The following is a 13,831-nucleotide window of genomic DNA, read 5'->3' on the forward strand; positions in this document are numbered from 1 at the left end:
CCTGGGGCCGGCTCGAACCGCTGCTCGATGGTCTGAGACGCGGTATCGGGCCACTCGCCGCCGAGCGACTCGACCGTGCGCTGGGCAAGGCCGCCGGGGCCTCGATGTTGCCTGAGCGGCGTGGGGTCGACGCCCAGGCGCTGTGGCACAGTTATCTGGTGTATCTGGCGCACCAGGGCGCCGATTTCGAGTGGTTGCAGCGTCGGGTCGGTCCGCTGGCCCCGGAGCTGCGCTCGGCGTTGCGCAAGTTCATGGTGGCCGGTGAGCGCGGCGAGGGGATCGACTGGGTCCATCCGGTCTTGCGTGACTGACAATCGATGGAGGGTTGGAGATGGCACTGAGGATCAAGAGTCACTGGTCGGACCCGGACCGTGCGCGCTCGCTCGACGAGGTCGCCGGCGCGCTGGCCTTCATCGCCTGGCGCATCGCCCTCGATCGCGCGATCAACCTGCACTGCGAGCGCTTCGTCTATCGCGACGACGCCCAGCGTCTGGCGGTGATCGAGGAGTATCTGGTGTTCCTCATCCAGATCGCCGATCGGCTCGCCCATGCCCGTCTCGACGAGGACCGGCGGCGCGACCTGATCACCGGGTTCGCGCGTCGGGTCTTCGATCACGTCCAGGACAACGCCACCGACCTGCTCGGGCCGGGGGCGCACGGCGCGGCCTTCATCGAGCGGCTCAACGCCCGCTCCGGGGAGTATGCCGAGTACGGCTTCACCGACGAGGGACCGAGCTATGCGCTGCTGCGTCACCTCGGCTTCGAGATCCAGCGACTGATGGGCGAGGGGCAGGAGAATCGCTGGGTGATCGATCAGGTGATGGACCAGGACGGCTGGGAGGCCTACCGCCGCTTCGATCGCGCCTTCGCTGACCTGTTCGAGTCCGACCCCGTCTGATCCGCTCCGGCGTCGCGCTCGCGGCGCGCCAGCGCCATGCCGCCGAGGATCAGCGCCAGGGCGAGCAGGTGGCGGGAGGCGAGCGGCTCGCCGAGCAGTCCCACCCCCACCCCCAGCGCCCACAGCGGGATCAGATAGTTGAGCTGTGAGACGAAGGCCGCGCCGGCGCGCTTGACCAGTCGCATGTAGAGGATCGCTGCGAGCGCGGTCGAACCGCCGCCGAGGGCGAGCAGTGCCAGCAGGTGGCGCTCCTCGGGGTGGATTGCGGTCGGTGTCGCCGGCAGCGCGAGCAGTGTCGGCAGCAACATCAGGGTCGCCAGGGTGGTGGTCGCCGCGGCGCTGTAGAGGGCGTCGCTCGGAGGCCGCAGTCGCGCCAGGATGGCGGCCACGGCATAGCAGCAGACGCCGAGCAGGATCACCCCCATCGCCGGCAGTCGCGCCGGGTCGACATCGCCCCAGGCCGCCGGTCCAATGAGCACCACGACCCCACAGAAGCCGACGAGGAAGCCGCCTGCGCGGTGTCGGGTGATGCGCTCGCCGGGTACGAGATAGTGCGCCATGCCGAGGGTGGCCAGCGGCATCGTCGCCATCAGGATGCCGGCCTGGGCGCTGGCGATCGTCTGCTGTCCCCAGGTCACCAGCGAATAGGGCAGGGCGTTGCCGAACAGCGCGATCAGCACATAGGCGCCCCACAGCCGTGCGCTGTGCGCCGGACGGCGGGCGAACAGCAGCGCCGCCGGGAGCAGCAGGGCGCAGGCGATCAGCAGCCGGGCGGCGACCACCAGCTGAACCGGCAGCGCCTCGACGCCGATCCCGGTGAGCGCGAAGGCCGAGCCCCAGAGTGCGGTGAGCGCGAGGAGCAGCAGCCAGTCGGTCGGGCGGTGGTGCATGGGGCAGGAGCCTGGGCGGTTCGATCAAGGGGGGCGGTATGTCATGGTGCGGGCTCGGGCGCGCGTCGCCCCATTTCGGGGCCGATGGGGCACGGGCGATGCTCGCAATCGCTGATCCGGGTCATTGTCGGAGCGTGCAAATCCATTGCAACGGTTGTGGTTGGGGGTTTTGCCCTTGCTTTTCGCCGGTCCCGGCATCATGATCCACGGCACTGCCGCAGTCCATCGCACCGCGTCCGTTCTCCTCCCCGGAGAAGCTCCTGAGACGCCATCACAGTCGATGCGGTAGCCCTCATAGCGAATCCACTCGGTCGCCGACATCGCGGTCTGTATCTTCCGCCTGGACCGAGTCTTGGGAGAAGATCAAGTATGTCCATTAAGATAGGCGGCGACACTCTCGCGCTCGATGCCGATATTCGTCGTCAGATTGAATCCGAGGCCAAGAAGCTCGAGGATCGCTTCACCGATGAGCGGATCGAGACGCAGGCCACCATCCAGGAGGAGTTCGACCGGTTGCACGGTCATCGCGTGCGCTGTGAACTCCGCATCAAACTCGCGCAGGGTCGCCAGTTGGTGGTGCGCGATGCCAGCAAGACCGCTGTCGAGGCGATCACCGGGGTGTTCGGCGCGGCGCGGCGCAGCGTGCGTCGGGTGCGCTGGCAGGGTGTGCTCGAGCGGACACCGGCCGGTCAGTCCGGCGAGCACGCCACCGAGATGGCTGGTCACTGAACCGGCCTCGTGCCGGGATGAGCGCCGCCATCCCGGCCGCTCCCGCCACCCCGCCCGGGCTTCGCTCTGTCCCTCACCGTCCCCACATCCTTCGCCATGGGCGGACGCGGGTATGCGTATCCGGCGTCCGCGTCGACTTCGAGCGATCGTCGTGCGCGGTGGTCGCGACCGTAGAACAGGAGTTACTCGAACATGAAGGTTGCAATCATTGGCGGGACCGGCTTCGTCGGTGCCCATCTGATCGATCATCTGCTCGCCGCCGGTCATGTGCCCCGGCTGCTGGTGCGCCCGGGCAGCGAGTCCAAGGTCGAGCGTGGCGTCGAGTGCGAGCTGGTGCCCGGCACCGTGGCCGAGCGCGGCGCGCTCGATGCCTGCGTGCGCGGCGCCGATGCGGTGATCTATCTGATCGGCATCCTGCGCGAGTTCCCGGCGCGCGGCATCACCTTCGAGGCGCTGCAGCATCAGGGCGTGGTCGACACCATCGCCGCGGCCCAGGCCGCCGGCGTGGGTCGCTTCCTGCTCATGAGCGCCAATGGGGTGCGACCCGATGGGACTGCCTACCAACGCACCAAGTTCGCCGCCGAGGAGGCACTCAAGACCTCGGGGCTGGCCTGGACCATCTTCCGCCCCTCGGTGATCTTCGGCGACCCGCGCGGGCGCATGGAGTTCTGCTCGCAGCTCAACAAGGACATCATCGCCGCGCCGATCCCGGCGCCGCTGTTCTACGACGGGCTGCTGCCGCAGCAGGCCGGGGCCTTCGAGCTGGCGCCGGTGCATATCGACGATGTCGCCCGCGCCTTCACCCTGGCGCTCGGCGAGCCGCGCACCGAGTCCCAGACCTACAGCCTGTGTGGCCCGCAGCGGCTGAGCTGGAAGGCGATCCTCGGCACCATCGCCGCGGCCGTCGGCAAGCAGAAGGCGATGGTGCCGGCGCCGGTGTTCGCGGTCCGGGCGATGGCCGGGCTGTTCGATCGCTATCCCTGGTTCCCGATCAGTCGCGACCAGATCCAGATGCTGCTCGAGAGCAACGTCTGCAGCGAGAACGACAGCTTCGCCCGGCTCGGTCTGACCCCGACCCCGTTCAACGTCGATCAGCTCGGCTATCTCAACGGCTGACCCGGCTCAGCGCCTGATCGCCAGCACCAGGTCCATGACGTTGGTGCCGGTGGGGCCGGTGCGCAGCAGCTCGCCGGTGGCGGCGAACAGGCTGCCGGCGTCGGCGCCGGCGAGATGCTCGGCGGGGTCGAGTCCGAGCCGACGTGCCCGCGTGCAGCTCGCCCCGTCGATCAGCGCCCCGGCGTCCTCGGTGGGCCCGTCGCTGCCGTCGCTGCCGGCGCTGAGCAGGGTGACGTCGTCGCGGTCGTCGAGGGCGATGGCCGCGGCCAGCGCGAGGTGCTGGTTGCGACCGCCGCGTCCGGGGCGGGGCGGTAGCCTGACCGTGGTCTCGCCGCTCCACAGATAGAGCCCCGGCGTGGTCGTGGCGGCGAGCCGGGTGGCCAGGCGCTGACCGGCGACGGCGGCCTCTCCGGTGAGCGGCTGGGGGTGCGGCCAGGTGGCGAGTCCCTGCGCACGGGCGTGTGCGAGCGCGGCGGCGCGGGCGTGGGCGGCGGTGGCCACCAACTCGATCTCCGGGCCGGGGCCGAGGCCGGGGCCGGTGGGCGCGGGGCGCGCGGCCAGTCCGTGGCGGACCAGCCGGTCGAGCCAGTCGGGCAGTCCGTGCAGCCCGGTGCAGCGGGCTGCCAGCTCCGGTTCGGGCACCAAGAGCCCGGAGCCGATCACCCCGGGGTCGTCGCCGGGGACGTCGGAGATCGCCAGCACCCGGGGGGTGTGCCCCGGCGGGCAGACGGCGAGCAGTCCGCCGGCCTTGATCCGCGACAGCGCCTTGCGCACCAGATTCATCGTCGCGATCGGTTGGCCGCTGGCGAGCAGCCAGTCGTTGACCCGCACCAGGGTGTCGAGATCGACCCCGGCGACCGGTACCTCGACCAGGCTCGAGGCCCCGCCGGAGATCAGCAAGAGTGGCTCGACCCCGGCGGGCAACGCGGCGAGCCGCGCGATCAGCGCGCGCCCGGCATCGAGGCTGCCGGCATCGGGCAGCGGGTGGCCGCCGCAACGGCAATCGAGTCGGGGGAAGTCGGCCGGGTCGACATGGCCCGCCTTGGTGATCAGCAGGCCGCCGGTGATCCTCTCCTCGCCGAGGGCGTCAAAGGCGCCTCGGGCCATGGCGGCCGCGGCCTTGCCGATGGCGAACAGCTCGACCGGGTGAGGCGGCGCGCGCGCCTCCAGTGCGCGGGTGACCGCCCGGGTGCCGCCGACGGCTGCGATCGCCGCCATGAAGCAGTCGATGAGCAGGCGCCGCTCGTCGGTCATTCCCGGGATCAGCCCTTGCGGGTGACCTGATCGCGCAGATAGACGGGGATGGCCAGCTCCGGCACCACCTCGTGACCGAGCCGGTGCTCGGCCTCGGCGAGCACCGCCAGGTCACGCGCCTCGCAGACCCCTTCCTCGAGCACCCCGGCGAGTGCCGTGCCGATCTGCGGGCGCAGCCGTTCCGCATAGGCCGCCCAGCCGGGACCGACCCCGTACCAACCCTCGCCCTCGGGTGCTGGCACCGCTTCGGGGGCACAGACGCGCTCGCTGCCGCGCGCCTCGGCCAGCCCGGCTTCGTTGATCTCGAAGGCCCCCCAGTAGACCTCGTCCATGCGCGCATCGAGCGCCACCAGCAGCCGGGTGTGACCGCTGCGCCGGTAGGCGCCCTGGGCGATCGCCGCCAGGGTCGAGACCGGGATCACCGGCTGGTCGACGCCGAAGGCCACGCCCTGGATCACCGAGGCGGCGATCCGCACCCCGGTGAAGGACCCCGGCCCGCGCGCGAAGGCGAGCGCGTCGAGATCGGCGAGCCGCAGCCCGGCCTCGTCGACGAGCTGCTGCATCATCGGCAGGATGAGTTCGGCGTGGCGTCTGGGAGCGGTCTCGAGGCGCTGGGTCAGGGTCCCGTCCTGCAACAGGGCGGCTGAACAGGTCTCACCTGAGGTGTCGATCGCGAGGAGCTTCATGATGGTGGGATTACCGGGGTGATCGATGGTGCCCGTCGAGGACGGGCGATGACGCCGGGGCCGGGGCCCCGGCGGGCCGGGGCGGGCGGGATCAGGCGAAGTCGCGCAGCACCGCCTGGGTTTGCTCCGTGGTCAGGCGCGGGCCGAGGCTGGTGACCAGTCGCGCCGAGGCCGCCGAGGCCAGATCGCCGGCGCGCTGATGGTCCCAGCCCTGGCTGAGACCATAGAGGAAGGCACCGGCGAACATGTCGCCGGCGCCGACGGTGTCGACCGCCTTGACCGCCACCGGAGCGATCTCGAGCATCTGTGCGCCGTCCCACACCAGCGCGCCCTGCGGGCCGCGGGTGATGGCGAAGCTGCGGCTGAGGGTCTTGAGATAGGTGATGGCGTCGCCGAGGTCCTCGCTGCCGGCCATGCCCATGGCCTCGAACTCGTTGGCGAACAGCAGGTCGACGCCCGAGCCGATCATCTCCAGCAGGCCGTCCTTGAAGAACTTCACCATGTTGGGGTCGGAGAGCGAGAAGGCGGTCTTGACACCGGCCTCGTCGGCGATGCGCTTGGCCGCCTTGGCCGCCTCGCGGGCGCTGTCGGAGGTGACCAGATAGCCCTCGGTGTAGAACCAGCCCGAGTCGCGCAGCGCCTCCTCGACCAGTTCGTTGGTCGACAGCCCCTGGCTGATGCCGAGGAAGGTACACATGGTGCGATCGCTGTCGGGGGTGACCAGCACCACGCAGCGACCGGTGTCGCCGGCCTCCTTCTTGGTGTGGAGGTTGGTGTCGATACCGCCCTCGACCAGGTCCTGCATGTAGAAGTGCCCGAGTTCGTCGTCGGCGACCTTGCAGGAATAGAAACCGCTGCCGCCGAACTGACCGACCGCGATCACGGAGTTGGCCGCCGACCCGCCCGAGCCGCGCTGATGGTGACGCTCACGGAGGTGGTCCATGATCGCTGCCTGCTGCTGCTCGTCGACCAGGGTCATCACGCCCTTGTCGATGCCGAGGATGCCGAGGTCGTTGGGGTCGACCTCGAACTCCATGTCGACGAGTGCGTTACCGATCCCATAGATGTCGTACTTGGCCATAGTGTCTCCGTGCTCCTGAAGTCGAGGGGGCACATTGTACAGATGTCGCTCGGGGGTGCAGGGCGGCGATGTGCTCAGTCGCGACCGGCGCGGTCGACGCGTCCGCCCTTGCAGCCAGCCGCGCGCGGCGGTGCGGCGCGCAGCAGTGCGTCGAGTCCGCGTCCGGCCTCGATCGGCCCCTTGAGGGCGAGGCGCAGCTCGCTGATCAGGCCGTCGTGACAGACCAGTTGCACCCGCTCGCCCGCGCCCTTGCCGAAGGCCCTGTCGAAGACCGCGCGTACCTCGCTCGCGCGCAGGTGCTGGCCGATGCGCGAGACGAAGAGGTCGCGGACCGGCGAAGCGTTGAGCGCGGCCAGGAGTCGCAGCGAGTCGGCGAAATAGCCCTCGGGGTCGTCGCCGTAGCAGCTGCCGTGCTTGACCCACTCGTGACGGTGCAGGGCCGAGCGCGTGCCCGGCATCACCCGGTCGAGTTCGCGTCGGGTGTCGGGCGCGAGTGCGAGCGCCGGCAGACGCTGCCAGTCGCCGTCGCGCGACAGCGCCCGTGCCTTCGCCGGGACATCGCAATAGACGTTGTCGCGCGGTTGCGGCCATAGTCCGTGGAGCGAGAAGGCGCGGGCATCGAAGCGTTGCGGGGTCTGGTCGCGGCACTCCGGTGCACGGCCACGGCGCTCGCAGAAGGCCGGCTGCCAGCTCACCGCGAGCAGATAGCGCGGTTCGCCGGTTGGGGCGGGCGGCGTGGCCGTGTCGGCGACCTCGACCAGCCGACCGCAGTCGTGCGCCACCCAACGCTGGGACGGCTCGACGCCCTGCAGACGCAGCAGATAGTGGCTGGGCTGGTCGGGGCGGTTGGCACCGACCACCGGGTAGCGCGCGCCCGGGTCGAGATGGATCGCCCCCGGGTTGGCGTCGTGACGGATGGCGACGGTGGCCGGGCAGGCGCGTTCGGCGATCAGGGTCGCCGAGAGCGGCGCGGCGCGCAGCGGCGCGAGCGCGCCGAGCGCGAGCAGCAGCGCCGCCGTCGCGCGCCATGTCGGCAGCGGCCTGATCGATGGGGTTCGGGTCATACGGTCACGTCCTCGCTGGCGCGGGCCCGGCGCGTGCCGGGCCGATCAATGTGGGTGCGGGTGCGGGTGCGCGGGCAGCTGACGGTATTCCGAGCAGCGTCGTGGCGTCGGCACGCCCTTGCCGGGGTTGAGCAGTCCCGCGGGGTCGAAGGCCGATTTTACCGCGTGGAACTGGGCCAGTTCGCGGGCGCTGAACTGTACGCACATCTGTCCGAGCTTCTCCACCCCGACCCCGTGCTCGCCGGTGATGGTGCCGCCGACCTCGACGCACAGCTCGAGCAGACGGGCGCCGAGCGCCTCGGTGCGTTCGAGTTCGCCGGGACGGTTGGCGTCGAACAGGATCAATGGGTGCAGGTTGCCGTCGCCGGCGTGGAACACGTTGGCCACCGCCAGGTCGTGTTCCGCGGCCAGCTCGGCGGTGCGGCGCAGCACCTCGGGCAGGGCGCGGCGCGGGATGGTGCCGTCCATGCAGTAGTAGTCGGGGGAGATCCGACCGACGGCGGGGAAGGCCGACTTGCGCCCCTGCCAGAAGCGCGCGCGTTCGGCCTCGTCGCGCGAGACCCGCACCTCGGTGGCGCCGGCGCGCGCGAGCAGGGTCTCGACCGCCTCGACCTGGGCGGCGACCTCGGCCTCGGTGCCGTCGAGCTCGCAGAGCAGGATGGCGGCGGCCTCGACCGGGTAGCCGGCACCGATGAAGTCCTCGGCGGCGCGGATCGCCGGGCCGTCCATCATCTCCAGCCCCGCCGGGAGGATGCCGGCGGCGATGATCTCGCCCACCGCCGCGCCGGCCCGACCGACGTCGTCGAAGGCGGCGAGCAGCGCGCGCGCCAGCGGCGGGCGGGGCAGCAGCCGTACCGTCACCTCGACGGTGATCCCGAGCATCCCCTCGGAGCCGATATAGAGCGCGAGCAGGTCGTAGCCGGGGCCGTCGAGCGCCTCGCCGCCGAGTTCGATCAGCTCGCCCTCGGCGCTGACCAGCTTGACCGCAAGCACGTTGTGCACCGTCAGGCCGTATTTCAGACAGTGCACCCCGCCCGAGTTCTCGGCGACGTTGCCGCCGATGGTGCAGGCGATCTGGCTGGAGGGGTCGGGGGCGTAGTAGAGCCCGTGGGCGGCGGCCGCCTCGCTGATGGCGAGGTTGCGCACCCCGGGCTGGACCCGCGCCAGCCGCGCCTCGGGGTCGAGTGCGAGGATGCGGTCGAGCCGCGCCAGGCTGAGCACGATGCCCTCGCCGCAGGGCAGGGCGCCGCCCGAGAGTCCGGTCCCGGCGCCGCGCGCGACCACCGGCACCCGACGCTGATGACACAGCCGCATCACTTGCTGCACCTCGGCGACATCGCGCGGCAGGACCACCAGCAGTGGCGTCTGGCGATAGACCGAGAGTCCGTCGCACTCGTAGGGGCGCACCTCCTCCTCGCGTGCGAGTACCGCCTCGGCGGGGAGGAAGGTGCGCAGCGCGCGCGCCAGTTCGGCACGGCTGGCGCACAGCTCGGGGTCGTCGAACGGACGTCCGGGTGGCTGGATCCGACTCATCGGCGGTCTCCTCGGCGCTGGTGTCATGGTGCGCCGTCGGTCGGGACGAACGACGGCATTTGAGCATCGGGTGCGCTTCGCGCTAGAATCGCCTCCCCCAGCACCCTTCTTGGGTGCCGGCACCCCTACCTCAAGGCTGGCGTAGCTCAGTTGGCAGAGCAACTGATTTGTAATCAGTAGGTCGTCGGTTCGAATCCGTCCGCCAGCTCCATCTCTCCGCTCCCCGGTCTCAGTCGATCTCCGCGTCCCGAGACACGATCACGGTTGCTGTGATCCGGGCGTCATGTCCCTGCTGCAGGCCCCGGACCCCATCGCTCTACTTCCGCTCGTTGACGGTCGCTGTCGTGCCCTGCCTGTCGGATAGGATGCGCTGGCAGCCCTGTCGCCGGGATCGGTCCGCTATGCGGCGGCCGTCTCGATGTGTCTGGCCAGATGGGCATCGAAACGGCTCAGGGCCTGCTCGATGTCCGGGTTCTTCATCACGTCGTAGCAGGCGAAGGTCGCGAGCGGCGTCATGCCGAAGAAGCGGAAGTTCATGTGCACGGGAAAGAACAGGTCGTCGACCGAGCGGCCCTGGAAGAGGTCTTGCTCGGGGTCGTCGAAGGCCGCCCGGGGCGCGTTGAAGGTCAGTGAGAGCATGTAGCGCTTGCCGGTCAGGGTGCCGCCGGAGCCGTATTGTCTGGAGGGGTCGCTGCGGGTGCGACCGTCGCCCTCGCACAGCTCGCCCGCCATGCCCGCCGAGTAGACCTCGTCCATGTAGCGCTTGAACGTCCAGGGCACGCTCATCCAGTAGACCGGGGTCTGCAGCAGGATGATGTCGGCCCACCGGTGTTTGTCGAGTTCGTCGGCGAGCCTGTAACCGTCGTGGACTGTCGTGGTGCGGATAACGTGACCTTGGTCCCCGAGCCGGGTACGGGCACGCTCGACGAGCGTGGCGTTGAGCCGGCCGGGCGAGGACGGGTAGGGCTCATGGGCGTTGATGATGAGGATGTTCGACATCGCTGCGGCTCCACCGTGTGAGACTGTGGTGGTATGGTGTGACACCAAGTAACCCTCGTCAATCAGTATACTTTTTGTAACCACATGAAGACACCCAAGCCCCCCCTCGAACCCGTGCCGGATGGGTGTAAGGCCGTCCTCGATGCCTGTACCGAGCCCTGTCCGATCGAGCGTGGGATGCGGATCATCGGTGGCAAGTGGAAGGGCTCGATCCTCTGGCACCTGCAGGACGGCCCCGTGCGCTTCAACGACCTGGCGCGCCAGCTCGGCGGTGCCAGCAGGAAGATGGTCGCGCAGCGGCTCAGGGAGATGGAGGAGATGGGGCTGGTGGAGCGCACCGTGCTCAGCACCCGCCCGATCGCCGTGACCTACGAGATCACCGACTTCGGGCGCTCGTTGCTGAGCGTGCTGGAGCAGCTCAAGGCGTGGGCCGAGGTCCACGGGGTATGAGCATGTGATGCCCGCTCAGCCCCCGGCGTCCGCCGCCAGCCCGTGCGCGGCCTTGAGCTGCTGGCGGATCCACAGGCACATCGGGTCGCGGTGGAAGCGCTCGTGCCAGTAGAGATGGATCTGCGGGCGATCCAGGGTGGTGGTGGTCGGCGCCTCGCGCACCACCAGCGCGCTGCCCCGGGTGAGTGTCTCGGCGAAGCGTCGCGGCAGGCGGAAGACGACGTCGCTGTGCTCGCAGAAGGCGGCGATGGCGCTGAAGCTCGACAGTCGCAGCGGCTCGTTGAGCCGTTCGCCGGGTGCGAGCAGCCCCTGCTCGACCAGTTCCTGCCCGAGTAGGCCGCCGCCGCGACTGGTGAGCGAGACCAGACCGTGGCGCGCGGCGACATAGCGCTCGACGGTCAGCTCGCCCGCTGCCAGCGGGTGGTCGGCGCGCATCACCAGCGCAAAGGTCAGTGGTGCCAGCGGGGTGCGATGGAGTTCGCCGGTGCCAGCGGCGGGGGTGAACGCGGAGAGCACGAAGTGCACCTCGCCGCGCTCGAGTTGGCCGAAGTGCTCGCGCGGCTCGCTCTGGATCTCCAGCACCATCCCCGGCGCCAGCCGACTCATGCGCGCGAACAGCGGTGGCAGGAACCAGCCGATCTCGGGCTCGGGGCCGTGGAAGCGCACCGTCTGGGTCGAGGTCGCCGGGTCGAAGTCCGGGCCGGCGACCAGTCGCTCGGTCTCGGCAAGCAGCTGGCGCAGCCTCGGCAGCAGTCGCTCGGCACGCGCGCTCGGCACATAGCCGCTGGGGGTGCGCACCAGCAGCGGGTCGTCGAACAGGGCGCGCAAGCGCCGCAGCGCACGGCTGACGGCGGGCTGGCTCATCCCGAGCTGCTCGGCGGCGCGCGAGACGTGACGCTCTTCCAGGAGCTGGCGCAGCACCACGAGCAGGTTCAGGTCGAGGTCGCGGAGATTCATTCAGCGAATATGCATTATCGCACTCATGCATTGGAAGCATGAGTGCGCACCCCCTAGTCTGGCGACATCGAAACCAACCGCCGCTGCGCGGCGCCAGACGGAGATTGAACGATGCGTCCAGATACCCCCACCAGACTGAGCGGCAACACCATTGCGCTGCACTGGATCGTCGCGGTGATGATGATCGTACTGACCCTCAGTGGGCTCTACATGGAACAGGCCGGGGTCTATGCGCTCTACCCCTGGCACAAGTCCTTCGGTGTGCTGATCGTGCTCTTCGTGGCACTACGGGTGCTCTGGCGCATCCGTAACGGCTGGCCCGCGCACGTCGGTCGCTACACCCGGATCGAGCAGTGGCTGGCCAAGGCGGTGCACTGGCTGTTGATCATCGGTACGGTGCTGATGCCGGTCTCCGGCTTCATGATGTCGGCGCTGGGCGGGCACGGCGTGTCGCTGTTCGGGCTGGAGCTGGTGGCGCCGAACCCGGACCCGGCCGACCCGCAGCAGGTGGTGCCGATCAACGCGCTGCTGGCGCAGCTCGGTCACTGGCTGCACGGTCTCGGCGGCGATCTGCTGATCGGTGCCGTGGCGCTGCATCTCGTCGGCGCGCTCAAGCATCATCTGATCGATCGCGACGGCACGCTGCGACGGATGCTCGGCGCCGAGGTGCAGGTCGACGGCTGAGGCCGGTCGGTCGGCGCGACGGGCCGGGTTGGTCCGTCGTCGCCGTGCTGCTAGTGTTGCCTCGACATGACCAACCCAGGGAGTGCGAGACATGCGCGACGCGCACCATGACCTGCGAACCGTCACCCTGCGCAACGGCGTGCGGATGCCGACCCTCGCCTTCGGCACCGCCTTCGGCGACTGGGTGGGCGCGACCGCCTTCCAGGGCTTCCTCCCCGAACGGGCCTGGCGCGCCGTCGATCTGGCGCTGGACAACGGCTATCGGGCGTTCGACTGTGCCCATGTCTACGGGACCGAGCGCATGGTCGGCACCCTGCTCGGTCAGCGCTTCGCCAGCGGCGCCCTGACCCGCGATGCGGTCTTCATCACCACCAAGCTCGCCCATCCGGCGGCGCCGCCGCACCTCAACGTCTCGCACAAGCGGACCTGGGACGCCGACCGGGTCGAGGACATCGCCCAGCGGGTCCGCGACGACATGGTCGACAGCCTCGATGATCTCGGGCTCGGCTATGTCGACCTGCTGCTGGTGCACTGGCCGGGGAGCTTCAGCGCGCCGCCCGGCGGCGACCCGGAGGTCTCGCGGCGCGCCCGCGCCACCATCTGGCGCGCCTTTTGTGAGCTTGCCGACAAGGGCGCGGCGCGCGCCATCGGTGTCTCCAACTTCACCATCGACCATCTGCGCCAGCTGATCGCCGACGTGCCCGAGCCCGCGAACCGTCCCGCGGTCAATCAGGTCGAGATCCACCCCTATTGCCGGGACCCCGAGCTGGAGGCCTTCTGCCGCGCGCAGGGCATCGTCGTCACCGCCTATGCGCCCTTCGCCAGCGGGGCCTTCGAGTTGCTGCGCGACCCGGTCCTGGTCGCCATCGCCGGGCGTCACGGCAAGAGCCCCGGTCAGGTCGTGTTGCGCTGGCACCTGCAGCGCGGTCGCGCCGCGCTGCCCAAGACCTCCAGGGCCGAGCGCATGATCGAGAACCAGTCGATCCACGACTTCATCCTCGACGCCGAGGAGATGCGGGCGATCGACGCGCTCGGCGTCGGCACCCCCCGCCGCACCTGTCCTGACCCGACGGCGATCGCCTGAGGGGCGATCGGGTTTCCAGCCGGCAGTCGGCAGCCGGCAGCCGCCAGCTTTCAGTCGGCAGCTTTCAGCAGCCAGCCGCCAGCTGCCAGCCTTCCCGCTGGCGGCTGATTCGCCGCGTCTCCCTATCTGCGCCGGTCATGAGCACCGGCCCTCCTCACTGGAGGCTGACAGCTGGGTGCTGGCGGCTGATTCGCCGCGTCTTTGCCGTCAGCGCCGGTCATGAACGCCGGCTCTCCTCACTGGAGGCTGACAGCTGGGGGCTGGCAGCTGATTCGCCGCGTCTCCCTATCTGCGCCGGTCATGAACACCGGCCCTCCCCACTGGAGGCTGACAGCTGGGGGCTGGCCGCTTGAAGACTGGCCGCTTGAAGACTGGCCGCTGGCAACGGATTCCGCGCCCGCGGCAT

General features: G+C 70.0%; 15 protein-coding genes and 1 tRNA gene. 8 read left to right on the forward strand and 8 right to left on the reverse strand.

The window, feature by feature from the left end:
- The coding region (locus EBL85_RS17210; RefSeq protein WP_190288068.1) for a hypothetical protein at nucleotides 1–311 on the forward strand (311 nt) is incomplete at its 5' end.
- Between the two features lie 20 nt (nucleotides 312–331).
- Nucleotides 332–898, forward strand: coding sequence for a hypothetical protein (locus EBL85_RS10195; protein ID WP_123142853.1), 567 nt, complete (start codon nucleotides 332–334; stop codon nucleotides 896–898).
- Here EBL85_RS10195 and EBL85_RS10200 read toward each other — a convergent pair.
- Nucleotides 844–1,788 (reverse strand): DMT family transporter, encoded by a 945-nt coding sequence (locus tag EBL85_RS10200; RefSeq protein ID WP_123142854.1) that lies wholly within the window; start codon nucleotides 1,786–1,788, stop codon nucleotides 844–846. The genes EBL85_RS10195 and EBL85_RS10200 overlap by 55 nt on opposite strands.
- Before the next feature lie 369 nt (nucleotides 1,789–2,157).
- Between EBL85_RS10200 and EBL85_RS10205 the strand changes: the two genes are divergently transcribed.
- The gene (locus EBL85_RS10205) at nucleotides 2,158–2,517 is read left to right on the forward strand and encodes an HPF/RaiA family ribosome-associated protein (RefSeq protein WP_062275241.1); all 360 of its coding nucleotides are present in this window, start codon (nucleotides 2,158–2,160) and stop codon (nucleotides 2,515–2,517) included.
- 192 nt (nucleotides 2,518–2,709) lie between these two features.
- Nucleotides 2,710–3,633 (forward strand): SDR family oxidoreductase, encoded by a 924-nt coding sequence (locus EBL85_RS10210; protein WP_123142855.1) that lies wholly within the window; start codon nucleotides 2,710–2,712, stop codon nucleotides 3,631–3,633.
- Between the two features lie 6 nt (nucleotides 3,634–3,639).
- Here EBL85_RS10210 and EBL85_RS10215 read toward each other — a convergent pair whose 3' ends face one another.
- The 5 genes from EBL85_RS10215 to EBL85_RS10235 all read right to left on the reverse strand — a co-directional run bounded on the left by EBL85_RS10215 (nucleotide 3,640) and on the right by EBL85_RS10235 (nucleotide 9,251).
- Entirely contained in the window at nucleotides 3,640–4,887 is a 1,248-nt protein-coding gene (locus tag EBL85_RS10215) for a glycerate kinase (RefSeq protein ID WP_123142856.1), read from the reverse strand.
- An 8-nt stretch (nucleotides 4,888–4,895) separates the two neighbouring features.
- Nucleotides 4,896–5,573 carry a tRNA (adenosine(37)-N6)-threonylcarbamoyltransferase complex dimerization subunit type 1 TsaB gene (gene tsaB / locus EBL85_RS10220; protein WP_123142857.1) on the reverse strand — a complete coding sequence of 226 codons (678 nt, stop codon included), beginning with the start codon at nucleotides 5,571–5,573 and terminating at the stop codon, nucleotides 4,896–4,898.
- A gap of 91 nt (nucleotides 5,574–5,664) precedes the next feature.
- Nucleotides 5,665–6,654 carry an adenosine kinase gene (locus EBL85_RS10225; RefSeq protein WP_123142858.1) on the reverse strand — a complete coding sequence of 330 codons (990 nt, stop codon included), beginning with the start codon at nucleotides 6,652–6,654 and terminating at the stop codon, nucleotides 5,665–5,667.
- 74 nt (nucleotides 6,655–6,728) lie between these two features.
- On the reverse strand, nucleotides 6,729–7,718 hold the full coding sequence (locus tag EBL85_RS10230) for a ribonuclease T(2) (RefSeq protein WP_123140128.1): 990 nt from the start codon (nucleotides 7,716–7,718) through the stop codon (nucleotides 6,729–6,731).
- A 45-nt stretch (nucleotides 7,719–7,763) separates the two neighbouring features.
- Nucleotides 7,764–9,251, reverse strand: a complete 1,488-nt coding sequence (locus tag EBL85_RS10235) for an FAD-linked oxidase C-terminal domain-containing protein (protein WP_190288069.1) — start codon at nucleotides 9,249–9,251, stop codon at nucleotides 7,764–7,766.
- A gap of 135 nt (nucleotides 9,252–9,386) precedes the next feature.
- Between EBL85_RS10235 and EBL85_RS10240 the strand changes: the two genes are divergently transcribed.
- Nucleotides 9,387–9,462 (forward strand) — tRNA-Thr (locus EBL85_RS10240).
- Between the two features lie 188 nt (nucleotides 9,463–9,650).
- Here EBL85_RS10240 and EBL85_RS10245 read toward each other — a convergent pair.
- The gene (locus tag EBL85_RS10245) at nucleotides 9,651–10,250 is read right to left on the reverse strand and encodes an NAD(P)H-dependent oxidoreductase (RefSeq protein WP_123142860.1); all 600 of its coding nucleotides are present in this window, start codon (nucleotides 10,248–10,250) and stop codon (nucleotides 9,651–9,653) included.
- A gap of 177 nt (nucleotides 10,251–10,427) precedes the next feature.
- On the opposite strand from EBL85_RS10245, the gene EBL85_RS10250 reads away from it, so the two are divergent.
- Complete coding sequence (locus tag EBL85_RS10250; protein WP_223806117.1) at nucleotides 10,428–10,700, forward strand: helix-turn-helix domain-containing protein; 273 nt, start codon at nucleotides 10,428–10,430, stop codon at nucleotides 10,698–10,700.
- A gap of 15 nt (nucleotides 10,701–10,715) precedes the next feature.
- On the opposite strand, the gene EBL85_RS10255 is transcribed toward EBL85_RS10250, so the two are convergent.
- Complete coding sequence (locus EBL85_RS10255) at nucleotides 10,716–11,657, reverse strand: LysR family transcriptional regulator (RefSeq protein WP_123142862.1); 942 nt, start codon at nucleotides 11,655–11,657, stop codon at nucleotides 10,716–10,718.
- A 111-nt stretch (nucleotides 11,658–11,768) separates the two neighbouring features.
- Here EBL85_RS10255 and EBL85_RS10260 point away from each other — a divergent pair, with 111 nt between their 5' ends.
- Together EBL85_RS10260 and EBL85_RS10265 are read left to right on the forward strand one after the other, a co-directional pair.
- On the forward strand, nucleotides 11,769–12,341 hold the full coding sequence (locus EBL85_RS10260) for a cytochrome b (RefSeq protein ID WP_123140133.1): 573 nt from the start codon (nucleotides 11,769–11,771) through the stop codon (nucleotides 12,339–12,341).
- Nucleotides 12,342–12,432: 91 nt separating this feature from the next.
- Nucleotides 12,433–13,425 (forward strand): aldo/keto reductase, encoded by a 993-nt coding sequence (locus EBL85_RS10265; protein WP_123142863.1) that lies wholly within the window; start codon nucleotides 12,433–12,435, stop codon nucleotides 13,423–13,425.
- Nucleotides 13,426–13,831: the final 406 nt, after the last annotated feature.

Origin of the sequence: Marichromatium sp. AB32 (assembly GCF_003718675.1) — a bacterium.
GTDB classification, from domain to species: domain Bacteria; phylum Pseudomonadota; class Gammaproteobacteria; order Chromatiales; family Chromatiaceae; genus Marichromatium; species Marichromatium gracile.